Source organism: Aquimarina sp. (assembly GCF_977115655.1).
In genome coordinates, this window is record NZ_CDSBKO010000024.1 from 1 (window position 1) to 22,111 (window position 22,111).

Annotated in this window: 25 protein-coding genes; 11 read left to right on the top strand and 14 right to left on the bottom strand. The window is 31.1% G+C overall.

From position 1 onward, the window contains the following. Nucleotides 1-531, top strand: a 531-nt coding sequence (locus tag ACZIYX_RS11600) for a hypothetical protein (RefSeq protein WP_462682406.1), incomplete at its 5' end; no start/stop codon positions are given. 482 nt (nt 532-1,013) lie between these two features. Here ACZIYX_RS11600 and ACZIYX_RS11605 read toward each other — a convergent pair. The 13 genes from ACZIYX_RS11605 to ACZIYX_RS11665 all read right to left on the bottom strand — a co-directional run bounded on the left by ACZIYX_RS11605 (nt 1,014) and on the right by ACZIYX_RS11665 (nt 10,597). Beyond that, nucleotides 1,014-1,439 carry a VOC family protein gene (locus tag ACZIYX_RS11605; protein WP_462682407.1) on the bottom strand — a complete coding sequence of 142 codons (426 nt, stop codon included), beginning with the start codon at nt 1,437-1,439 and terminating at the stop codon, nt 1,014-1,016. A 145-nt stretch (nt 1,440-1,584) separates the two neighbouring features. Next, nucleotides 1,585-2,073 carry a hypothetical protein gene (locus ACZIYX_RS11610; RefSeq protein ID WP_462682408.1) on the bottom strand — a complete coding sequence of 163 codons (489 nt, stop codon included), beginning with the start codon at nt 2,071-2,073 and terminating at the stop codon, nt 1,585-1,587. A gap of 25 nt (nt 2,074-2,098) precedes the next feature. Further along, nucleotides 2,099-2,518 (bottom strand): SRPBCC family protein, encoded by a 420-nt coding sequence (locus tag ACZIYX_RS11615; protein WP_462682409.1) that lies wholly within the window; start codon nt 2,516-2,518, stop codon nt 2,099-2,101. Nucleotides 2,519-2,677: 159 nt separating this feature from the next. Then, nucleotides 2,678-3,064 (bottom strand): DUF6265 family protein, encoded by a 387-nt coding sequence (locus ACZIYX_RS11620; RefSeq protein ID WP_462682482.1) that lies wholly within the window; start codon nt 3,062-3,064, stop codon nt 2,678-2,680. 57 nt (nt 3,065-3,121) lie between these two features. Next, complete coding sequence (locus ACZIYX_RS11625; protein ID WP_462682410.1) at nt 3,122-3,715, bottom strand: YceI family protein; 594 nt, start codon at nt 3,713-3,715, stop codon at nt 3,122-3,124. 18 nt (nt 3,716-3,733) lie between these two features. Then, nucleotides 3,734-4,486: a hypothetical protein gene (locus ACZIYX_RS11630; RefSeq protein WP_462682411.1), complete on the bottom strand. Its 753-nt coding sequence runs from the start codon at nt 4,484-4,486 to the stop codon at nt 3,734-3,736. A 16-nt stretch (nt 4,487-4,502) separates the two neighbouring features. Further along, nucleotides 4,503-4,991: a DUF2306 domain-containing protein gene (locus ACZIYX_RS11635; protein WP_462682412.1), complete on the bottom strand. Its 489-nt coding sequence runs from the start codon at nt 4,989-4,991 to the stop codon at nt 4,503-4,505. A 7-nt stretch (nt 4,992-4,998) separates the two neighbouring features. Further along, on the bottom strand, nt 4,999-6,291 hold the full coding sequence (locus ACZIYX_RS11640) for a retropepsin-like aspartic protease (RefSeq protein WP_462682413.1): 1,293 nt from the start codon (nt 6,289-6,291) through the stop codon (nt 4,999-5,001). Nucleotides 6,292-6,371: 80 nt separating this feature from the next. Beyond that, on the bottom strand, nt 6,372-7,259 hold the full coding sequence (locus ACZIYX_RS11645) for a helix-turn-helix domain-containing protein (protein WP_462682414.1): 888 nt from the start codon (nt 7,257-7,259) through the stop codon (nt 6,372-6,374). A 207-nt stretch (nt 7,260-7,466) separates the two neighbouring features. After that, the gene (locus ACZIYX_RS11650) at nt 7,467-8,147 is read right to left on the bottom strand and encodes a CPBP family intramembrane glutamic endopeptidase (RefSeq protein WP_462682415.1); all 681 of its coding nucleotides are present in this window, start codon (nt 8,145-8,147) and stop codon (nt 7,467-7,469) included. Nucleotides 8,148-8,442: 295 nt separating this feature from the next. Further along, nucleotides 8,443-8,733, bottom strand: coding sequence for a hypothetical protein (locus ACZIYX_RS11655; protein ID WP_462682416.1), 291 nt, complete (start codon nt 8,731-8,733; stop codon nt 8,443-8,445). 95 nt (nt 8,734-8,828) lie between these two features. Next, nucleotides 8,829-9,539 (bottom strand): LytR/AlgR family response regulator transcription factor, encoded by a 711-nt coding sequence (locus ACZIYX_RS11660; protein ID WP_462682417.1) that lies wholly within the window; start codon nt 9,537-9,539, stop codon nt 8,829-8,831. Further along, nucleotides 9,536-10,597 (bottom strand): sensor histidine kinase, encoded by a 1,062-nt coding sequence (locus ACZIYX_RS11665; protein ID WP_462682418.1) that lies wholly within the window; start codon nt 10,595-10,597, stop codon nt 9,536-9,538. The genes ACZIYX_RS11660 and ACZIYX_RS11665 overlap by 4 nt, the downstream gene beginning before the upstream one ends. 230 nt (nt 10,598-10,827) lie before the next feature. Here ACZIYX_RS11665 and ACZIYX_RS11670 point away from each other — a divergent pair, with 230 nt between their 5' ends. From ACZIYX_RS11670 to ACZIYX_RS11680, 3 genes are read left to right on the top strand one after another with little or no spacing between them, the layout of a single operon-like run. Next, a complete protein-coding gene (locus ACZIYX_RS11670; protein WP_462682419.1) occupies nt 10,828-11,436 on the top strand; it encodes a YceI family protein in 609 nt (202 codons plus the stop codon). Nucleotides 11,437-11,439: 3 nt separating this feature from the next. Beyond that, nucleotides 11,440-13,794, top strand: a complete 2,355-nt coding sequence (locus ACZIYX_RS11675) for a TonB-dependent receptor (RefSeq protein WP_462682420.1) — start codon at nt 11,440-11,442, stop codon at nt 13,792-13,794. Then, nucleotides 13,769-14,602, top strand: coding sequence for a DUF6503 family protein (locus ACZIYX_RS11680; protein WP_462682421.1), 834 nt, complete (start codon nt 13,769-13,771; stop codon nt 14,600-14,602). Before ACZIYX_RS11675 ends, ACZIYX_RS11680 begins: the two co-directional genes overlap by 26 nt. Before the next feature lie 110 nt (nt 14,603-14,712). Here the strand turns inward: ACZIYX_RS11680 and ACZIYX_RS11685 are convergent, their stop codons facing one another. Further along, a complete protein-coding gene (locus tag ACZIYX_RS11685; protein ID WP_462682422.1) occupies nt 14,713-14,937 on the bottom strand; it encodes a hypothetical protein in 225 nt (74 codons plus the stop codon). A gap of 421 nt (nt 14,938-15,358) precedes the next feature. Between ACZIYX_RS11685 and udk the strand changes: the two genes are divergently transcribed. The 7 genes from udk (at nt 15,359) to scpA (ending at nt 22,097) form a co-directional block, all read left to right on the top strand. Then, nucleotides 15,359-15,967, top strand: coding sequence for a uridine kinase (gene udk / locus ACZIYX_RS11690; protein ID WP_462682423.1), 609 nt, complete (start codon nt 15,359-15,361; stop codon nt 15,965-15,967). Between the two features lie 38 nt (nt 15,968-16,005). Next, on the top strand, nt 16,006-16,365 hold the full coding sequence (locus tag ACZIYX_RS11695) for an FtsB family cell division protein (RefSeq protein WP_462682424.1): 360 nt from the start codon (nt 16,006-16,008) through the stop codon (nt 16,363-16,365). Then, on the top strand, nt 16,358-17,719 hold the full coding sequence (locus ACZIYX_RS11700; RefSeq protein WP_462682425.1) for a methylmalonyl-CoA mutase subunit beta: 1,362 nt from the start codon (nt 16,358-16,360) through the stop codon (nt 17,717-17,719). Before ACZIYX_RS11695 ends, ACZIYX_RS11700 begins: the two co-directional genes overlap by 8 nt. 78 nt (nt 17,720-17,797) lie before the next feature. Then, nucleotides 17,798-18,442 carry a hypothetical protein gene (locus ACZIYX_RS11705; protein WP_462682426.1) on the top strand — a complete coding sequence of 215 codons (645 nt, stop codon included), beginning with the start codon at nt 17,798-17,800 and terminating at the stop codon, nt 18,440-18,442. Between the two features lie 151 nt (nt 18,443-18,593). Further along, the gene (locus tag ACZIYX_RS11710) at nt 18,594-19,220 is read left to right on the top strand and encodes a hypothetical protein (RefSeq protein ID WP_462682427.1); all 627 of its coding nucleotides are present in this window, start codon (nt 18,594-18,596) and stop codon (nt 19,218-19,220) included. Between the two features lie 101 nt (nt 19,221-19,321). Beyond that, nucleotides 19,322-19,963 carry a hypothetical protein gene (locus ACZIYX_RS11715; protein WP_462682428.1) on the top strand — a complete coding sequence of 214 codons (642 nt, stop codon included), beginning with the start codon at nt 19,322-19,324 and terminating at the stop codon, nt 19,961-19,963. Nucleotide 19,964: 1 nt separating this feature from the next. After that, nucleotides 19,965-22,097, top strand: a complete 2,133-nt coding sequence (gene scpA, locus ACZIYX_RS11720) for a methylmalonyl-CoA mutase (RefSeq protein WP_462682429.1) — start codon at nt 19,965-19,967, stop codon at nt 22,095-22,097. Nucleotides 22,098-22,111: the final 14 nt, after the last annotated feature.

A 22,111-nucleotide genomic window follows, 5' to 3' on the forward strand; every position in this document is an offset into this window, starting at 1 on the left:
CGCTGCGCAAACGATTTAATCAAAGATGCTATCGCTCATCTTACACTTAGTGTTGTAAAACATTTTGACCGAGCAGTAAACATGGAAGTAGATCACATATTTATTTTTTCTAATAACCACGGAAAAGAAGCTGATAACCTAGTTAGGTTTGGTTTGATTGAAGGAAGTAATCGAGTTCATCCCGGACAAGGAACAACTAACCGAAAATTCTACTTTGAAAATTTTTATCTTGAAATTTTATGGGTTGTAAGCGCAAGGGAAATCCAAAGTGAATTAACCTCTAAAACAAAACTTTGGGAGCGTTCTCAATTCTCTAAAAATGAATATTCCCCATTTGGATTGTGTTTAGTTAACTCTAATTCGACTGACAAACTTTTTGAGAGAAGTGAAACCTATCAGCCAACTTACTTACCGCAGGGGATGCCAATTGACATAATTACAAATGAAAAATATCCAAAGCTACCTTGGACCTTCAGGCTTCCGTATCAAGGCAAAAAAAAAAAAATAGCAAAAAAAACTTTGAACACCTAAATGGAATTAAGAAACTCACTAGAGCTGAGTTTGAAATACCATATAGTAGCAATGGAAAAAAATTTAAAAACCATTTCCAAAACTGTGATGATATAGGATTCAAAAAAGGAAATCGAATCCACTTAACCCTTGAATTTGACAATTTAAGTCAAGAAAAATCCATAGAGTTTAGGGAATTAAATTTGACTATAAATTATTAATAAAAAAACATTTCACAGTCGAGTAGCCCAACAAGAAACCATATTACATCATTAACAATCAAATATTTACACTAATTTTATTGAAGTCCCACCTGCCCCATACGGGTCTCGTAACAGGCGGTTCACCAAATCTAAGTTTGCTCCTTATTTAAGTAGTATATCATAGGAACGTATCCTTTTCTTCTACCTATGGATATGGTAATGGTAGTACCTAGTAGTAGGTATGCATCCGTCTAAGTACATCTTGATTAGATTCTTTATTGACTATATTTTTACAGTAGTTTATTTTGTTGTTACTCCGCCTATTTCAGTAAAGAAATTATCGATAGGCTCCCATAGCTCTACTTTATTGCCATCATTGTCTAATAAATGAACAAATTTTCCATAGTCATAAGTTGTGATTTCATCAACTATAGTTACGCCATTATCCTTTAGTTTTTTCACCAAGGCTTCAATATTTTGAACTCTATAATTTATCATAAAATCTTTTTTTGACGGCTCAAAATAATCTGTATTTTCATCAAAAGGCGACCATCTTAAATAGTTAATTTCTTGAGGATTATCCGCATTTCTAAATTCGAATACCGAGCCATGGGGATCTATAGCAAGGCCCAAATTTTTACCATACCAATCCATAGTTTTTTTTGGATTAGCTGATCTAAAAAAAATACCTCCTATTCCGGTTACTTTTGGTTTTGAGCCTTGCATAATAATTGATTTTTGCTTTGTTGAATTAATTTGATTTACAATTTTATCTTTTTTTGAGCCTTTACATGAAGTAAAAAACACTAATGAAAATAAAATTATATGAATTGTTTTAAATTTGATTATTGTCATTTTATTGTAGATCGATTTATTCTTTACTTATATAATTTACCTCACCAAATACCTGGTAATCATTGTTTTTCAGGACATAATCTTTAACCATGATATTATTGTTGTTAATTAAAGTATAAACTGTCCTACCTTGCTCTGTTTTTTTGCTACCCCAATTTATTATTAATTGGTTATTATGAATTTCACCTTTTAACGGCAGTGTTACTCCTCTTGAATCAAACCACGATCCTGTTAGTGATTTAGCTTCCGAAAGTTTATAAAGACCTATGGCCTCAAAAACAATCTCATTGCCTTTTTCATCTTTACGAATACTTGAAAACCGTAATTCAAGAAATTGATTGTTTAGTACTAATTTCCAATCCATCTTAAATGTCGCAGGAACACCCATTAACATTCCTTCTCCTTGCCATAAAGACTTTGTGAAATCTTTTATTAAGTTTTGCCCAAATAATGAGCCAAAATGAAATACAAATAGAATTATGATTATATATAATTTATTGAACACAATAATTGATTCTTGATTTAACAATTTATACCATAAATGGCTGACCTTTTCCAGTTTCGCAAAGTGATTTTAAACTGTCTAAATACCTTCCCCAATGGTGACAGCAAAATCCAAAAAAATCACTTTCGTCATTCCAGTTTAAATGAGAAAACTTTAAAAAGGTCCTTTCTTCTTTATCTTTAAGTTCAAAACTTAGCTTCGTTCCTATCCATTCTCTATCTCCATCTACACATTCCCAAAGAATAAGATTTGGTTCTCCCAACTTTAGGATTTTCATTTTATTAAAATATTCATTTCCAAATTTAAAATGATTGATAGAGCCTATTTCTAATTTTGCTTTAGCATCATTTGTCCACCAACCCTTTAAACCATCTTCTAAAGTTATAGCATCATATACCTCTTTAATAGATGCATTAATCATTAAGTTATGTCTAATATTCGCCATTTTTTTACAATTATAATTTTATGAACTCTTTAAAAATTTATTCGTTGATTTTACTTTTAGCTTTTAACCGATACAAAGCGATTAAAAAAAGTACTTTTATATAGAATTGCTCTTTCAACTAAACAATTTTAATCAAGCTATTCTACTTTTATTAATTTATTAAGAAAACCCTTTGTTTTCTGATCCAAGTACTTTTACTAAAATTTCTTTAGGACTTAATTTTTGATATTGTATTTTCTTCGGGAAATCATGGACTAAATTCTCAAATGAAAGTTTATCGGTTATTTCTCTATTAAGAATAAAAGGTATTGCATTCCTGTTATTTTGGTTAGGTACTGTCGCCATATAAATTATCTTATTGTCCTCACTCTTTATTAAAAGAGTTTCCGTAATTGTTTTATTACCTTCTTTTGTCTTATATGAAGTACCAACATAAAAATCTTTTTCTTTGTTCCATTCTTCATATATTTCTTTTTTTTCAATTTTCCATTTCCCTTCAAGAAAATCTAATTCTGTTAATATTTGTGCATTACACGAAAAAAATATCGCAAATAAAAAAAACTACTTATCTGTTTTTTCATAATATTAATTGTTTTTCATCGCTCATTCTTTATAAGTAAGGGCTCTCAATTTTATCTTTACAACATCTCCAATAAAGAATGAGCCGTTATCCATTTTTTTGTTAAATTTTATACCATAATCAAACCTGTTGAGAGTGAAATCTGCTTTTATACCTATCGCCTCTTTTTGAGTAGGATCCTTAAATGGACCTAGTATTTCAATTGGAAAGTTTATTTCTTTAGTGACACCTTTGATAGTCATTTTACCGTTTATAGAATACTTATCGTTGCTTTCTTTCTTAACTGACGTAGATTGAAAAACAATTTCAGGATATGTATTAGCATCTAACCACATTTCGCCTTTTAAATGTCCATCTCTTGTTTCATTATTACTATCTAAACTATTTACATTAATTATTGCATTGATAGCAAGAGTTGTGTAATCTTCACCTTCCATTGAAATAGTTGCGTTGAAATCATTAAAACGACCTTCGACTTCTCCAACTAAAAAACGTTCGACTTCAAAGCCAACGTGTGTATGACCAACATCTAGAGTATAATTTGAAAAGTTGTTCACAAAACTGAAGCTAACTAATACTAAAGCTACTACTGTTAATCTCTTTAAATTTGTTTTCATTTTTTTAGTTTTAATTATTTAATTTGCTTTCATTTCAAAAATAGAATCATCAATTTCTGAGTTCCATTCTACTGTTTCAGTTTCTAGAATTTGGAATGTTTCTTCCTCATATTTCATTGTGACAATAAACGGATATAAAAGACCATTTACTTCTTTGTAATTAGACAGAAAAGATCTTAATATTTTCCCCTTATCAATACCTGTCATCACAATTGATTCTGTTAGAATTGGCACGTACTTTTTAGCATCCAAATATAGGTATAGAATATTCTCAACTTCTTTTACATCAACTAATTGTGGTAGTTTAGTGAGTTTTATTTTATAAGTTTCGGTATTTATTACAGTTTCCTTTCCTAGATAATCAACTGTGTATCCATTTTGTTTCCAATTATGTCCAGGATAGGGAAAATCGTATTTAGTTATCATTGTATTGTGTGAAGTATCGTCAATTTTAGCTTCTGGTTGCATTTGTTGATTTGAACCCCAAGCAATTTTGCCATCAAAAGCTATAGATATATAATCCATACCATTAACTTTTAAAGATGTGATTTGCTTTCCGTCTTTTTTCATAATACGTGTAAATGGAAGTTCCAGACCTCCTTGATTTAATAGCTTAGCAATACCTGTTACTTTCATGGAATTTACTTTATCCCAATTCTTTTTACCACCAGTAACCTTAGTGTATTTATCCATAATATCACTGGCACTTTGAGCCACTGAATAATCCATATTTATTATGAATAGTATGATGATCGTTAATAATTTTTTCATAATTTTTTCATAATTTTTATTTTTTAGTCAAACCTGAAATTTCTTTCCAATATTTGAGTTTGATAAAAAACCCAATAAATCCTAACACAAGTATTATTCCGCTAGCGAGATATACCATTTTAAAAAAAGGCTTGTCTGGAATCCGCGTTGCTATTTCTGCAGCAAAAGCCATATACAAACCAATGACAGACCAGTACATAAAGTTTAGATGAAAGAACATAAAATTTCTTTTTGGCTGTTTAAAAAGCATAGGTAACATTCCTAGTATAAGATTGATAGCAGAAAAAAGTGATGCATAGTGGAAAATGCCAAACTTTTCAAAAAGTCTGTAAATCATAAAAGATGTTACAATTAAAACAATCATACTAGCAACATAATAATAACCTATTTCCTTATGCCTTTTAGTACCTTTCGTTTGAATCAGAATAATAGTACCAAACACCAATGCTAGAACCGATGAAATGATGTGTAATGCTCCTTTTATATCTTGAAATAAATAGTCCATAATTGATTTATTTGCTAAAATGAACAAACATTTTTTCAAAATTTATAACCATTTTGTCAAATTTTGATATGAGATCCTGACCTATATTACCAAATGAATATCTATCACTTGGCTTTAACAATTCGGGTATTAAATCAACTGATTCCAGCGAAATTATTTCATCATTTATTCTTGCTTTAAATCCAACATGATAGCCATCAATTTCAATATTTCCACCAGCACCACCAAATCTAATTTTGGTCTTAGAATAGTTGCTTAATATGTGTTTCTTCTTTAAGTCATAATAAGATTTATAAAGCATAGTTACTCCAGCACCAGTATCAAATGTGAAAGACATTTCATTTTCTTTTTCATCAACCAAATTAATTATAGGTGTTAAGTATTCTATAGCTAAATTGATGCCTTTTTCTAATTCACTCTTTTTAGGAACAAAAAGTTCATCGTTTTTAATGAAATGTATTTCGTTCATTACTGAAAGAACAGGATAACCCAGAATTCCATTAATTTGATAATCTATTTGCGGAATGTATAATGCTTCATCCGGAAAGATTAAAAAAACCACATTAGTAAAATGCATATTTCCTATAGATAATTCAGAAGCCACACCAATCTTAGAGTCAACTCGTTTACCTGTAATTGTATTTACACTAATGGCTACGTCAATAATATCAATTCCCATTTTAAGTGCTTGAGATTCCACTATTGTAGAAATATTTGCCCCTGTATCAAAAATAAAAGGATACTCTTTGTTTTGCTTAACAACAGTTAAGTTTCTTAAGCCTGCTTTATCTGGAATAAGTTTAAATTGAGAGTCACTTTCAAAAACAATTGTTTGTTTAGGATAGTTGGAAATAGCTTTCCATATTTTTCCATTATTTAAAGTACTTTTAAGCTCTAACTCGGTAATTACATCTCTATAATCGGTTGTAATCAAATTGGTAACGTCATCTGCCAACTTATAATCAAATAGCTTGACAGCATTTGATAGCTTAGCATTGAGTAAATCTTTTTTTTCGGTTTTACTTAATTTATCTTCATATTTAATAAAAAGAGCTGTAATAGCTTCATTAGATTCTTCTAACTTGTTGAACAAATTACATATTGTTCCTTTTAATCTGAGATAGTGAAAATCACTTAGTACACCTCTATTATTATTAAAAAGGACTCTTGCTTTAAAATATGATTTAATATTAATCAAAGAATCTATTTCATTCGCAATTCGATTAGTATTATTTATTGTTTTAGATTGACCCAATACTAATAAAGGTAAAAGAAGTACTATGCATATTGATGTTTTCATACCTGAATGCTTAAAAAGCAAATGTATTCAGGTATTTGGTTGTAAAAGTACTATTACAGGAAGTCAAACAAAATAATTATCTATTTGTATAAATTTCTTTCTCTATATTGTTTTGCTGTAATACCAGTATTCTTTTTGAATGAAGTATTGAACGATGAGCGTGAATTAAACCCTACTTGATACATAATTTCATATATTTTATAGTCTTTATAATTCATGTCTGCCAATAAAATCTTTGCATCTTCAATACGATATGAATTAATATAATCAAAAAAGTTCTTGTCAAAATTTTCATTGATAACTTGAGATAATATTTTAGGGTGTGTTTTCAATTCTATTGATAATATTTTTAAACTAATTGATTCTTTTAAGTATGGTTTTTTATTTTGCATTATATCAACTAGGTCAGTTGCTAATTTTTTACTTTCACTTTTTGTTAAAATAGAATCTTTATATTTTTCAATGGTACGCTTATTCTTTTTTTCTTTAAATAAAGAATAAACTTGAAACATATTAATCGTAAAATTTCTAATTAAAAGAAACAGACAGCCGATGACTAATGCTATAACAACAAACCGAAATTTAATACTATTACCTCCAGAGGTAAAAACTTCGATTAAAGCTGTTGTATATACAAAAGAGATTGTTAAAAGCACATTGAATAAATTAACCCATTTAAAAGAAGATAAATTTTGAGAATCACTTGAACGAAGGACAACTATTTTTTTTGAAATTAATTTATTAATAGACACGAGAAGATAGATTCCAAAATGCAAAATCACAAATACAATTATATAGTAATTAAGAGAACTCATTGGGTTAAAACTCAACATACTTATTATCAATAGAATGACACTTGGAATAAAATGATATATCGTTTTTTTTATATGATATTTTTTATTGTTTAATTTACTTTTTATAAAATATAATAATGATGGCCCTAGTGCAAGAACAATTGAAGGAATCAAATTTGGGTGCTTTATTTGATAATAAATATATAGATAAGCGTCTACAAATGCTAGAATCGATAAAATGATTAAAAGGTAGATTTGCTTGTTCTTATAAACAAAACTTCTAAAAACAAACAAAGAAAAAAGGCCAAAAGAGATTAGGAATATAAGTGAAATCTTAACAACATCAAATTCAAATTCATAATAGTTCATAATCAAATTGGACTAAGAGATTGTGATTATAGATAAATCAATTAATGCATGAATTATAATATTCAGGATAATATTTTTTCTCCATAAACGCAATATAGCAAATAAAATTCCAAAGAATAAGTAGAAGGGAAACATATCAAATGCAGCAACTCCATGAATAAAGACAAAGGAAACGGATGTTAATAAAACTATAAGCCAATTTGATAATTTTCTTGATTTTAAAATTGTCATTCCAAAACCCCGATAAACAAATTCTTCACAAAAACCAGCACTTAATGCTACAAATATCCATAGGACTTTATCTGTAAGTGTAATTGGATAAAAATTATATAAAATCGAGTCCAACTGAGAAACTGTATTCCCAGAACTTCTATTTAAAGAAAGAATTAAAAAGCCAATGCCTAAAAGAAAATAAACTGTTAATGCTATTAGGGTTGTCTTTTTTGAAAGTGTATAACCAAAATCCCTTAAACTATATCCACTTTTCTTACCATACCAATATGCCAAAAAAGTATTACTCCAATGTAGCATAAGGATTGAAAACCAAAAAGTAAGAAAGTAATTGCGATTACCTGACATAATCTCTTTAGACCATGGTAAAAAACTATTTACAATGTATAATAATGGAAAGAAGACTAACACAATTATAATATGCTTGGAAGGTATTGTTAGAGGATTTGAATTTGTTTTCATACTATACTTTTAATATTTATATAACACATTTGTATTTAAGTATTATTTCCAATGTCGTTTAGTTAAGAATTTAAACTATTGATTTAAAGTTTGTTAATGGTGGATTCCGTTCTTCAACGGAATGACAAAATAACCAAAACACAATGCTTTCTGCTTGTCATTCCAACGTAGGTTGGAATCCATGATGGAAGTAAAGGGGTATTTTGTTTTTACAGACATTTAATCCTCAAAAAGATACAGCTTAACTAAACGACATTGGTATTATTCCTCAAATGTATATTTATCAAAAATTGAATTAGTATTCTTTCAAGAAGTAATACAAAAAATACCGTTGTTTTCTTGATTTTAGCATAGCAACTTTATTAGGTAGTCCAGGAGTTGAAATTTTAACCTTGTGTCTTAAAATTTCAGCCTCCATAGCTAAACGTTTAACCCCTAAGAGCAAGTCATGGGTCTTTTTGACCCTCCCGAGCGTCTTTTTGACGAAGCATTTAACTAACGGCCTTGAAATTTTAACCCAGCTTGTTGAATTTTTAACCTCGGTCGTTGAAATTTTAACCCTGCTATTTAAAATTTCAACCTCCATAGCTAAACGTTTAGCTTATGGAGTGAAACGGAGCGTCTTTTTGACCCAACAGAAGGTCTTTTTGTGTTTTACATGCATTTTCTTGCTCTATACAACTACAACCCCTCTGAAAAATCAGGCATATTATCTTTGTAGCTATTGCCGATAGGAATTTCTATTTCACCAATTTCTATATCATTTTTGGTGTACGCAGTAATTTTTTCTTGATTTACAATATAGGAGCGATGAACACGAATAAAACGACAATCAATACGTTTTTCAAAACTAGAGATACTTTCTTTTATAACCAGTGTTTTATTCTCTAAGTGAATTTTAATATAATCTTTTAAGCTCTCGATATACAAAACATCTTCAAAAGGTATTTTTATTTGTTTTTTTGCCTTGTTTACAAAAACAGAATCTTTTTTTGGGGGAGCAGTATTTTCTGAAGTACTATATGCATCTGGCTTTTTTTCCTGCTCCAAAAACTTCTGAATAGCTAAAAAAAAGCGTTCAAAAAATATAGGTTTCAATAAATAATCCAGGGCATTTAATTCAAACCCGTCTACTGCATAATCCCGATAGGCAGTAGTAAAAATTACTTGCGGTTTATACACCAGGTTTTTAAAAAAATCGGTTCCCTTTAAAACCGGCATTTCAATATCCAGAAAAAGTAAATCAATTTTAGTCTCATTTAATACCGAACTGGCTTCAATAGCACTGGAGCAGGATGCTATCAACTCAAAATCGGGTAAGTTTTGTAAATATGTTTCTATTAATTCTCTGGCTAAAGGTTCATCGTCTATAACTAAACATTTATATTTCATATAATATCTAATTTAAGATTAGCCGAAAAGGAATTCGAGGTGTTTTCAATAATCAAATCGTACGCTTTTGGGTATAATAATTCTAGTTGTTTTTTTATGTTTTTAAGACCTATAGAGTCTTTGTTTGCAGAAACAGCAGATCCTGCCGGCTTGCTATTTTTTACAGTAAATACTAACTGTTCTTGCTTTTTAGAAATATTGATTTCAATACTCGCCTGATTTATTTCCTCTTTAACACCGTGTTTAAAAGCATTTTCAATAAAAGTGAGCAATAATAACGGGGCTATTTTTTCCTGACCTGTTACGTTTTTACTAAAAGAAATTTTAACTCTATCGGCATAACGGATTTTTTCTAAAGACAAATAATTCTCGATTAAGTCAATTTCTTTATCCAAAGACACATAATTATCATTACATCGGTATAAGATATAATCCAGAATATTAGAAAGTTTTTGGATCACCTTGGTGGTATCATCTGATTTTTTTAAGGCTAATGCATACAAATTATTTAATGTATTAAATAAAAAGTGAGGATTTAATTGGTTTTTTAAAGCAGCCAGTTCGGTTGCCTTTTTCTGTTCGTTTAGTTTTAGCAAATGCTGCTTGTCATTATATAATTTAAAAACCAACAGCAAAAAAGTTGGATACAACAAGTATAGTGATTTGGATATAAACTCATTAATATTTACAAGTCTGGCTAATAAGGAGGTGTCTGAAAAACGCTTTAAATAATTAACATAAGTAGCAGGGTATGTAGCCTCTAGATAATATTTGGATATTACAGTACAAACAGCATAAAAAACAAGTAGTGTAAAGGCTAATGAAAATATAAAAGCTATGTTTTTTTGTTTATTTAAAAGAAAAGGTATTAAAAGTTCTATAATGAGTATAGCAACCACAATTTGTACTGTGGATCTAATACTATATACAATAAGTAATTCGCTGGTAGTAGCATAATACCAACTAGAACTGGATGCCGAAAATGCAAATATAACCAGCCCAAAAACCAAATACTTTAGGGGCGAAACTTCTAAATACTTATAAATCTTTTGTATCATCTTATTTTTCTATCTCAAATAATTTTAAAGATACAAATTTAAAGAAGATCATTAATCAGGGGATGTCAAACCATAGGGTACAGAAGTCCAAAACCCATTTACGGTAGACCAACTAATATTTACCAGATAAACAACTATATAACAACGGTTACCTTGTGTTTGTCTATTTATTTAAAACGATATGAGTATGAATTTTAGTTTAGCGGTATAACTATTAATTCGATATACTTATGAAACGTAAAAAGACCCCCTATCAACTACCCAAAAAAACACAACTATATGTACTTCTATTTTTTATAGGGCTTTTTGTTACCAATGCACAAGAATCCAACTGGCAAATGGATTCGAACCACTCCAAAATTGGATTTAGCATCCCCTATTTTAAGATTGGTGAAATAAAAGGAACTTTTGATGCGTATTCGGGTTCTTTTACAGAAGATAAAGAAGATATAACAGCTATACAAATTGTTATAAACACAGCATCCATAAATACCAATCAACAAAAAAGAGACGAACACCTAAAAACCAGTGATTTTTTTGGAGCAGAACAACATCCTGAAATAAGCTTTAGTAGCACTTCTGTTAAAAAATTATCGAATAAAGAATATGAAATTACAGGAGATTTATCTATGACAGGCATAACCAAACCAATAACATTAAAAGCCGTGTATAAAGGCAGTTATGTACATCCAAGATTTAAAAACACCAGAAAGGTTTTTACGATTACCGGAGTGCTACTTCGCGAGGATTTTAAAGTTGGTACTAATTATGCCCCTGCAAAAATTGCACTAGGAAATGAAGTTGAACTTATTGCAGAAATTCAATTAATTCAAAAATAGAATATGACAAGATATATATTAGTATGTTTTTTACTGTTCTCTATAAAATTTTATAGTCAATCCGGTACCATTACAGGAGTAGTAGTGGACAAAAACACTCAAGAACCCATGCCCTATGCAACTATTGTAGTAAAATCTAACGATAACGTAGTTACAGGAGGAATAACCAACGACCAAGGCATGTTTTTGATAGACAAAATCCCATTAGGCGAATACATTTTTGAAGCACAGTTTATGGGATACAAAACAGTCCTAAAACCAGTCTCGATCACAAAATCGAAAAGTGAAATTGATTTGAATACTATTGCTATAGAAGAAGATGGTATCGCTCTTGACACCATAGAAATTACTGCAGAACGATCTACCATAGAACAAAAAATAGATAGAAAGGTAATTAATGTAGGACAGGATTTAACCAATGCAGGTGCTTCGGCAAGCGATGTTATGAGAAACATATCTACTGTAGATATTAATCAGGATGGTCAAATTTCGCTTCGCGGAAACGAAAATGTTCGTATTTTGATCGATGGAAAACCAACAAATATTAGTGCCTCAGATCTGTTACAACAAATTCCTTCGTCATCCATAAAAACCATAGAGTTAATCACCAACCCATCTGCCAAATATAATCCCGAAGGTATGAGTGGGATCATAAATATCACCTTAAAAAAAAGTACGAATTTAGGATTTAATGGTACTCTAAGCTCTGGGGTTACTTTTGGAGAAAAAGCACGATATGATAATTCTTTAGGTTTAAATTACAGAGCAGGAAAAATTAACACCTATAGCAGTTATAGTAACCGTTTTGGTAATCAAATAACAGACGGAACAGTAACCCGAACCTTGGAGCGAACCAATCAATTAACCAAAAATAATAACGAGCGTATATCTCACCTGTTTAAAGTTGGTATGGATTATTTTATCGATGATAAAAACACGTTTTCTATATATACCAACCAGAATCTGTTCGACACCAGATCTGATGGAAAGAAAGCAATTACTTTTTTTAATAATATGTCTTCTAATTTTGTGCAATTTGATGCTCTTAATACAGATAATTATAATGCAACTTACAACGCAGATTACAAACGTTCTTTTACCAAAGAGAACCATAGTATCGAATTAGAACTAGACTATAATACGTTAAAGAGTGATACAGATAATGATTTTAGGTTTACAGGAAACACCCCTGTGAACAACTATTCTGAAACTGTTGCAGACAAACGAACAAATACAACCATAAATCTGGATTATACACATCCTATTACTGAAAACTCTGTCTTAGAAACAGGATTAGAAACTCGTTTACGCCGAACTACAAACACCTATACAACAAGTCGTGTTGATTTTTTAAACTCTGATTTTTCGTACAACAGGGATATTTATTCGTTTTACACCACTTTTAATCAAAATTTTAAGAAATGGCAATACAATATTGGGGTTCGGTTAGAAGACTATACGGTAGATTCTAAGTTTAATGAAACACAAGGAGAGCAAAGTAGCTTTAAAGATCATATTTTTAATATTTACCCATCCGGGTTTTTAAAATACACCCCGGACGAAGAGCAAAAGAACTCCTATTTATTAAGTTTTAGCAGACGGGTAGACAGACCCTCATTAAACCAGATCAACCCTATCAGGCAAATTAGTACACCTCAAATCATAATCATAGGTAATCCTGATCTAACCCCGCAATTTACCAATTCCATCGAGCTTAATTATACCAGAAAAATAAATAAAGGAAGTATAACTCTGGGTAGTTTTTACAGAAAAATTAAAGATGAAATTAACAGAATAGGATATTTTGAAGAAGATAATCCAACCATACTAATTCTTGATTATGCAAACTTTGATAGTAATGATGCTTATGGATTTGAATTTTCTTCGAGTTATCGACCAACCAAATGGTGGAGTTTTAACACCAGTTTAGATGTGTACTCCAGAACGCAAAAAGGAGTGATCGAAGGGGAAAATGTAACAACCAATAATACGCTATTAAACGCAAAGCTTAACAACAGCTTTAAAATATCTAAAAATATAACGTTGCAAATAGCTGGTTTTTATAGAGGTCCTCAAAAAATATTACAATATGAGCTAAAGGAAAACTTTTTTGTAAATGCTGGTGCTCGTTATAATTTCGCAAAAAACAAAGGAACCTTTAGTATTAATTTTAATGACATATTTAAAACGCAAAAGTTTGCTTTTGAAGCCTATAGAACTATTATTCAAGAAGGAGAATTTATAAGAGATACACAATCGGTTTATTTTGGGCTTTCCTATCGTTTTGGAGGTGGAAAAAACAAAAGTATAAAACGCAAAAACCGTGACAAAAATGAAAAAGCAGATAGATTTTTATAAAACATACACTATGAAACTAAAAACGCATATTACAAGTATAACCTGCATGCTACTGGTTAGTATTGGATTTACACAAAAAAGCGATACCCCATCTGGTGATCCTGCTAAAGCACTCATTGAAAAAATGGTATCTAAAACAGGAAGTTATAGCTTACTTAAAAAATTAAAGGACGTAGAGTTTACTTACCATTTTTATAGTCCCGCCAATAAAAAAAGTGATATTTCTTTAGAGCGCTATATCTTTAATGAAGAAATATCCTGGGGGCAATATAAAAAGCATGAAGCATTTGTACTTCCAAAAGAAGAAGGGATAGTTACGCAATATTACGAAAGCAACAACTCTTGGGTATCTCTTAACGACAGCAAATTAACCGATAAACGAGTATTATTAAGTTCTGATTTTTTACGTAAAGCAAATTACTACTGGTTTACCATGATGCCCAAATTATTAGACCCGGGTATTGTTTATGAGCAGCTTCCAGACAGAAGCTATAATAATATAAATTACAAAATAGTAAAAATAGGTTTTGAAAAAGGGGTTGGGGATGTACAGGATGATTTTATTTTATACATCAACCCAAACACTTTTCTTGTTGATAGGTTTTTGTTTACCGTAAAAGGAAGTTCGTTGGGAGTATCCCTTATGGAAATCGAATATGCAACCGTTAAGGGATATACTTTTATGGCAAAACGAAAAGTAATCCCCGCAGATTGGGAAGGAAACAGTAAAGGTAATGTGTTGTTTGAACAAACCACTACAAACGTTAAGTTCAACAATGGGTTTAAAAAAGAAGCATTAGCCAAATAAAGCCTACATAAACATATTTTAAACTCTTTTTTTTGATTTAGCCAATTTTAATTATGTTTTAAAGCTCATCGCTATGGTGGGCTTTAAAACATAATATATCTATGTACTATTTATTTCTTATCATCAAATTCTACTTTAGGTCCATCTGCTCCTACTCCAACACAGTATCTTCCTGTACCTCCTTGATCTGCCCAAGCAATAGCATCTGATGCATGTATAAAAGAAGCATAAGGGGTGCCGTTTCCATGATAGCATGTCCAGGCACCCCCATTAATGTTTTTAGCTTCACTTTTAGTCATTTCAAATTTTCTTAAATTTTCTAATTTACCTTTCATGATAACAATATATTTTTAGATTAAACATACTTCTAAAGTATTTGTTTTTTTAAATACCAAAACAGCTTCTTTTATATCTGTTCTGATTTTTACAATAATTGATAGCATTAAGTTGATAAGTGATATAAACATCGATAATTTTTCAAAATAGCCCTTTTAGAAAACATCTCATAAAGCGCCCTTTCTATAAAAAATCATCCCTGTAATCTGGCATTATTAGTGTTCTTTTATCATTTAAAGCACTCAATAACAGCTATTACAAGCACATTTCAAGCAACTTACCACATCTTTTTTACAAAAAACCGCAGAAGACAATTCGTTTACCTCTAATTCTATTACAAACAGTTTTATAAGCACCAACTTATAGAAACATTATATTCAAAACTCAAAAACAATCTTTAAATTTGCCAAAAAAATCAGAATGCTAATTATTGGAATCGCCGGAGGAACCGGCTGTGGTAAAACCACGGTTGTAAATCAAATTGTAAATGAGTTACCAGACAATGAAGTATGTGTCATATCTCAAGATTCCTATTATAAAGATACCAGTCACTTAACGTATGATGAACGGGTTAAAATTAACTTTGATCATCCTCAATCCATAGATTTTGAGCTGTTATGTGAACATCTAAAAGCTCTTAGAAAAGGAGAAACCATAGAACAACCTGTATACTCGTTTGTAGAGCACAACAGAACCACCCAAACAGTTACTACCAAACCCAGCAAAGTAATTATTGTGGAAGGAATCTTAATACTTACCAATCCAAAAATAAGAGATATGTTTGATATTAAAATATATGTGCAGACCGATAGTGACGAGCGATTAATACGTCGGTTAAAAAGAGACATTGTTGAACGTGGCAGGGATATAGATGAAGTTTTGGACCGGTACCAAAACACCCTAAAGCCAATGCACCAACAATTTATAGATCCAACCAAAGAATTTGCAGATCTTATTATACCAAACAATAATTATAATAATGTAGCCATTGATATTGTACGTACTATTATCAAGGAGCGCTTGAATTAACTTTTGTACCTTTACCCCAATATTATTATCTGTTAAATTTGAAACTAAAGCAATATTTTCAAAAATTAAAAAACAAGCCGGCACTGATACCTGTGTTTGCCATATTTTTAAATAAATATGTGCTTATTATCTTGTTATTTGTTATTTGGATGTTGTTTCTGGATACCAATTCATGGCTAATTCACAGAGAGTTGGATCAGGAAATCCAGGAACTTAATGATAATAAAGAGTATTATATAAAAGAGATCATAAAAGATCAAAACGATATTAAAATATTAAAAGACAGCAACGAACTTGAAAAATTTGCGCGAGAAGAATATTTTATGAAACGTGATGATGAAGAAATATACATCATCGAATATGAAGATAGTGTACCTAAAAACGAAAATGATGACTAAATCTTTATTTAATAGTTTTGAAGACGTTTCTTCAAAACAATGGAAACAAAAAATTCAGTTTGACCTTAAAGGTGCAGATTATAATGAGGCATTGATTTACAAATCATTAGAAGGAATTGATATCAAGCCTTTTTATAATCAAGAAGATATCATAAACATAAAAAATGAAGTTTCGCATCCTTCTATCTGGAAAAACTGTATTGAAATAATAGCAGATGATGCTGGTAAAAGCAATATAAAAGCATTAAAAGAAATTAAAAGAGGCGCAGAAAGCATTCATTTTATAATCTCTAACGAGCAGGTTCTGCCAAAAGACCTTTTATCAAACATCCCTTCTGGTATTTCTGTCTACATAGAAACAAAATTTCTTTCCAGTATATATATTCAAAAACTTAATGATCACGCCAAAGAAACACATCTTGACATTTATGTTTTGACCGATATCATTGGCAACCTGGCAAGAACAGGAAACTGGTATGATAACTTAACTCAAGATCATGCTGTTTTAAACAAGGCAACTACAAATACAAACCTTAAAAGTACCATAAGTATTGATTTTGGTTTGTACCAAAATGCAGGAGCTACTATGGTGCAGCAACTTGCCTATGGACTAGGGCATGCCAACGAGTATTTGAATTATTTTGAATCCAACTCTATTACTGCTTTAAAAAATACAATCCCCGTATTTAAAATCGCAGTTGGAGGCAATTACTTTTTTGAAATTGCTAAGCTAAGAGCCTTAAGAATATTATGGAGTGCATTGGCTTTAGAATATAATGCCCTACCCGAATGCCATATAGTAGCATATCCTTCGCACAGAAACAAAACTATTCTGGACTATAATGTAAACATGCTGCGTACCACAACAGAATGTATGAGTGCCGTATTAGGTGGTGCAGATATTGTGCAAAACATGCCCTATGACGATATTTATCATTTCGAAAATGATTTTGGAACCAGAATTTCGTTAAACCAACTTTTAATTCTAAAAAACGAAAGCTACTTTAATTTAGTTTCTAATCCAGCTTCTGGATCTTATTATATAGAAAGCCTAACTAATCAAATAGCAGAAAAAGCTTTAGAATTGTTTAAAAATATAGAAGAAGGTGGTGGTTTTTTACACCAATTAAAATCAGGTGTCATTCAAAAGAAAATTAAAGAAAGTGCAGAAAAAGAACAGGAATTATTTGATAATGAAAAAATCATATTAACCGGATCCAATAAATATCAGAATCCTGAAGAGCATATTCCTGATTTTCAAAAAGTCGTATTCCCGGAGAAAAAAATACGAAAAACATTATTATCTCCAATTACAATCACAAGGTTAACACAAAAAATCGAGGCAGATATTTAGAAAAAGAAGCCTAACTCATTAATTTTTTGTATCTTAACAAAAAAGTGATAAGTTATTATTGCAACTGATTTTTAATCCATGCCCCAAAAGATTAAACATAAGGTTCTGTTATTTTTTGTAGTGTTATCTATAAATGCTATAGGTAATTCGCAAATCGATGGCAAAAAATTTGACTGTCTTGATATAGACACGATAGGGGTATTAAAAAAATCATTCGATTCCTTTGAAAAAGATTTATTTAACCATTACAAGTTTGGTGCTGATTCTATACGAACATACCGAACGTTTCTTACAGAACTATACAGTCTATCTATAAACCTGCGAAAACTACCTTCAAGTACTTCTATAGAATTAGCCCGTGTATTTAAGAAAAAAGCAAAGGACAAAAACTCCCTTTGGGTTTTGCTAAGCACATACGACAAACAAATGGAAGTTTCAAAACAAACATCTACCCCAGAAACAAATCCAAAAAATGAAGAAGAAGTAATGACTTTTAATTATCGTGGAGGTTTTATACAATGCCTAAAAAACAATAGCTCCAGTGATGGGTTTAAAGATATTATTAACACTTTGGAATATGATGGTAATGTTAGTCCGTCTTTAACTGCCCAAAGACTTCATGACTTACCAACCGAAGAGTTTAATACTCCCGAAGTAAAAAGTTTTATTGCCTTTGATATCTATTACTCTGTACTATTAATAATCGAAAAAGCATTTGAATAAAACATACTTAAAAAGTAAAATTTGTGTGCTTAAAATGTGTTTCGAATTAAAAAAAAACACAAAGAAATGTTAATGTTTACAAACTTATTATTAACTTCACTCCTTTATTTTATAAATCCAATTTCTAATTAATATAACTAAATCTAAATCAATGCCCCTAAAGATTAGATCTAGAATCATTATTGCGTGCTTATATATATGTGCAAATAATACGTTCTCACAATCTGTTGTTAATTGTTTTAATGTAGATAAAACAGGTATCTTAAAAAAGGCTTATGATTCTTTTGAAAAAGACCTGTTTAACCATTACAAATTTGGTACTGATTCTATAAAAACATACCGTACTTTTTTGGCAGAAGTCGCCAGTCTGTCTATTGACCTCAAAAAGCTCCCCTCTGGTAATTCTATTCAGCTAGCCAGAGATTTCAAAAAAAATGCTACTGACAAAAATTCTCTTTGGGTCAACCTTAGTGAGTATGAAAACAAAGAGGTTGCAAAAAGCCCTACTCCTACTTCTGGTCAAAAAAATGAAAAAGAAGTCCTCATTTTTAATTACAGAGGAGGTTTTATACAATGCCTTAAAAATACTAGTGCCAGTGATGATTTTAAAGAGATTATTACTACACTTGAAGAAGATGGAAACATTAGTACATCATTGGTTTCTCAAAGAATTTATTACATCCCTGATAAAGAATTTTGCTCTATCGAAGTAAAGAATTTTATAGCTTTTGACATTTACTATTCTATTTTAATGGTTATTGAAAAAGCTTTTAAATAGTTTCACATCAAAAAGAACCTTTTTAATTATATTTATGCTTTCTAAAGTAGTTTATCAATAAAAGCGTAATTTTACATTTCAATCATTAGTATTCATTTCCAATGAAAATAAATTATGGTTTTCTTTTTGGTATAACCTTATTTTTAATCTCTTGTAGTACGGTTATAAAAGAAGCTGGCAATTGGATTGAAAAATCTAACTCAAGTACTTCCAACTATTTAACAGGAAATTACTTCTCTCTGGAAAAGAATACTGTTAAAACTTTTTTACCAGAAGGCTTCAAAAGATATACAATTGAGCAGTACAGGGTAGCCCTTGACTCTTCAATAGCAAAAAACAGTATCTCAAATGAAATAAGAAGACTTGAAAACATGAGGGATATAAAAGGCTCCTTCGGCTTATTTTTTGACCCTGACTCCGGATCAACATATACTATCAATACCTTGCCTTATATAAATTTTAACAGGAATGATGCTAAATCACTTTTATCTATTATAAAACAAAATAATGATAAATTAAGTTTAATGACCGACTTAAATTTTAAGAAACTTACAGCTACTTATTCAAAAAATAAAAATTTTACAATGTTCAGGTCAATATTTCAGATTGACAATTTCAAAACCGACATGAGAGGATTTGGTACTTTTTACATTGTTTCGGCTAATAAACAAACATTTTTGATCAATTTAACAACTCCTGTTCAAGTAAACTTTGATCGATATCTTGAAAAAATGAAATTTTAAAATGACCAGAAAAAATATTCAACATATTCAATTAAAAAAAGTTGCACCCTCAATAGATAATACAACTTTTTCTGAGCATATTACTTCTGAAGGAATAAAAATCAAATCCTATTATACCAAACAGGATGTTAACGATATAGGCCATCTTAATTTTTCTGCGGGGATTCCTCCATATTTACGAGGTCCGTATTCAACTATGTATGTCCTGAGACCCTGGACCATACGACAATATGCAGGGTTTTCTACCGCCGAAGAAAGTAATGCTTTTTATCGCAGAAATCTTGCTGCAGGACAAAAGGGGCTGTCTGTTGCTTTTGATTTAGCAACACATCGCGGATATGACAGTGATCACGAACGGGTATTTGGTGATGTTGGTATGGCAGGAGTTGCTATCGATAGCGTAGAGGATATGAAAGTGCTATTCGATCAAATCCCATTAGATAAAATGTCTGTGTCTATGACCATGAATGGAGCTGTTTTGCCAATCATGGCATTTTATATTGTAGCAGCAGAAGAGCAAGGGGTAGATAAAAGTTTGCTTTCCGGAACCATCCAAAATGATATTTTAAAAGAATTTATGGTACGTAATACCTATGTGTACCCTCCTACCCCGTCTATGCGAATAATTGGAGATATCTTTGAGTATTGTTCTGCAAACATGCCCAAATTTAATCCTATCAGCATTTCGGGATATCACATGCAGGAAGCAGGTGCAACATGCGATATCGAGCTGGCATATACTCTGGCAGATGGTTTAGAATATATTAGAAAAGGAATAGAAGCAGGAATGGATGTGGACACCTTTGCTCCTAGATTATCTTTCTTTTGGGCAATTGGCATGAACCATTTTATGGAAATAGCAAAAATGCGTGCAGCACGTATGCTTTGGGCAAAACTAATTCAGCAATTTAATCCAAAAAACCCAAAATCTTTAATGCTTCGTACCCATTGCCAAACCAGTGGATGGAGCCTTACTGCTCAAGACCCTTTTAACAATGTTGCACGTACTTGTATAGAAGCCAGTGCTGCCGCATTTGGTGGTACACAAAGCTTGCATACAAACGCACTGGATGAAGCTATTGCATTACCCACAGATTTTTCTGCAAGAATTGCCAGAAACACACAAATATATCTACAAGAAGAAACCCAAATTACCCGTACAGTAGATCCTTGGGCAGGAAGTTATTATGTAGAATCTTTGACCAAAGATATTGCCAATAAAGCATGGAAACTTATTGAAGAAGTAGAAGAACTGGGTGGAATGACAAAAGCAATCGAAGCAGGAATCCCAAAAATGCGAATTGAAGAAGCTGCCGCCCGAAAACAAGCCAGAATCGATAGTCAGCAAGATATAATCATAGGAGTCAATAAATACACCCTAGAAGAAGAGGAATTTATTAGTACCTTAAAAGTAGATAACCAGGCGGTAAGAATCCAACAAATAGAAGGACTTAAAAAAGTAAAAGCATCCCGCGATGAAAAAGCTGTACAAAATGCCTTAAATAATTTAACTCTGGCAGCGACCAATGACAACAAAAATTTACTAGCTTTAGCAGTAGAAGCGGCAAGATTAAGAGCTACCTTGGGAGAAATTAGTGACGCATTAGAAAAAAAATTCGGGAGATTTAAAGCCGAAATTAAATCGTTTACAGGAGTGTATGCCAAAGAAATAAAAAACGACGAATCCTTTAATAAAGCCAGAGAGCTGGCAAATCAATATGCGGATCTGGAAGGGAGAAGACCCAGAATAATGATTGCCAAAATGGGGCAAGATGGTCATGATCGGGGAGCAAAAGTAGTCGCGACCAGTTATGCAGATATAGGCTTTGATGTAGATATAGGCCCTTTATTTCAAACCCCGTCTGAAGCTGCAAAACAAGCTGTAGAAAATGATGTGCATATTATAGGGGTATCCTCTCTTGCCGGAGGGCACAGAACCCTTGTGCCACAAATAATAGAAGAGCTAAAAAAGTATGACAGGGAAGATATCATGATTATTGTGGGCGGTGTAATCCCTCCGGATGATTATGAGTACCTGTTTGATGCTGGAGCAGTTGCTATATTTGGACCAGGTACAAAAATTAGTGATGCTGCAATTACCATATTAGAAATTTTAATTTCTACTTTCGAATAAGTACTAAAAAAACT

Coding starts and splice junctions, on each gene's coding strand:
- ACZIYX_RS11605 (WP_462682407.1), bottom strand. CDS start 1,439: ATGCAAGGCTCAAAACCAAAAGTAACCGGAATAGGAGGTATTTTTTTT.
- ACZIYX_RS11615 (WP_462682409.1), bottom strand. CDS start 2,518: ATGGCGAATATTAGACATAACTTAATGATTAATGCATCTATTAAAGAG.
- ACZIYX_RS11625 (WP_462682410.1), bottom strand. CDS start 3,715: ATGAAAACAAATTTAAAGAGATTAACAGTAGTAGCTTTAGTATTAGTT.
- ACZIYX_RS11630 (WP_462682411.1), bottom strand. CDS start 4,486: ATGAAAAAATTATTAACGATCATCATACTATTCATAATAAATATGGAT.
- ACZIYX_RS11635 (WP_462682412.1), bottom strand. CDS start 4,991: ATGGACTATTTATTTCAAGATATAAAAGGAGCATTACACATCATTTCA.
- ACZIYX_RS11640 (WP_462682413.1), bottom strand. CDS start 6,291: ATGAAAACATCAATATGCATAGTACTTCTTTTACCTTTATTAGTATTG.
- ACZIYX_RS11650 (WP_462682415.1), bottom strand. CDS start 8,147: ATGAAAACAAATTCAAATCCTCTAACAATACCTTCCAAGCATATTATA.
- ACZIYX_RS11655 (WP_462682416.1), bottom strand. CDS start 8,733: ATGGAGGTTGAAATTTTAAATAGCAGGGTTAAAATTTCAACGACCGAG.
- ACZIYX_RS11660 (WP_462682417.1), bottom strand. CDS start 9,539: ATGAAATATAAATGTTTAGTTATAGACGATGAACCTTTAGCCAGAGAA.
- ACZIYX_RS11665 (WP_462682418.1), bottom strand. CDS start 10,597: ATGATACAAAAGATTTATAAGTATTTAGAAGTTTCGCCCCTAAAGTAT.
- ACZIYX_RS11670 (WP_462682419.1), top strand. CDS start 10,828: ATGAAACGTAAAAAGACCCCCTATCAACTACCCAAAAAAACACAACTA.
- ACZIYX_RS11675 (WP_462682420.1), top strand. CDS start 11,440: ATGACAAGATATATATTAGTATGTTTTTTACTGTTCTCTATAAAATTT.
- ACZIYX_RS11680 (WP_462682421.1), top strand. CDS start 13,769: ATGAAAAAGCAGATAGATTTTTATAAAACATACACTATGAAACTAAAA.
- ACZIYX_RS11685 (WP_462682422.1), bottom strand. CDS start 14,937: ATGAAAGGTAAATTAGAAAATTTAAGAAAATTTGAAATGACTAAAAGT.
- udk (WP_462682423.1), top strand. CDS start 15,359: ATGCTAATTATTGGAATCGCCGGAGGAACCGGCTGTGGTAAAACCACG.
- ACZIYX_RS11700 (WP_462682425.1), top strand. CDS start 16,358: ATGACTAAATCTTTATTTAATAGTTTTGAAGACGTTTCTTCAAAACAA.
- ACZIYX_RS11705 (WP_462682426.1), top strand. CDS start 17,798: ATGCCCCAAAAGATTAAACATAAGGTTCTGTTATTTTTTGTAGTGTTA.
- ACZIYX_RS11710 (WP_462682427.1), top strand. CDS start 18,594: ATGCCCCTAAAGATTAGATCTAGAATCATTATTGCGTGCTTATATATA.
- ACZIYX_RS11715 (WP_462682428.1), top strand. CDS start 19,322: ATGAAAATAAATTATGGTTTTCTTTTTGGTATAACCTTATTTTTAATC.
- scpA (WP_462682429.1), top strand. CDS start 19,965: ATGACCAGAAAAAATATTCAACATATTCAATTAAAAAAAGTTGCACCC.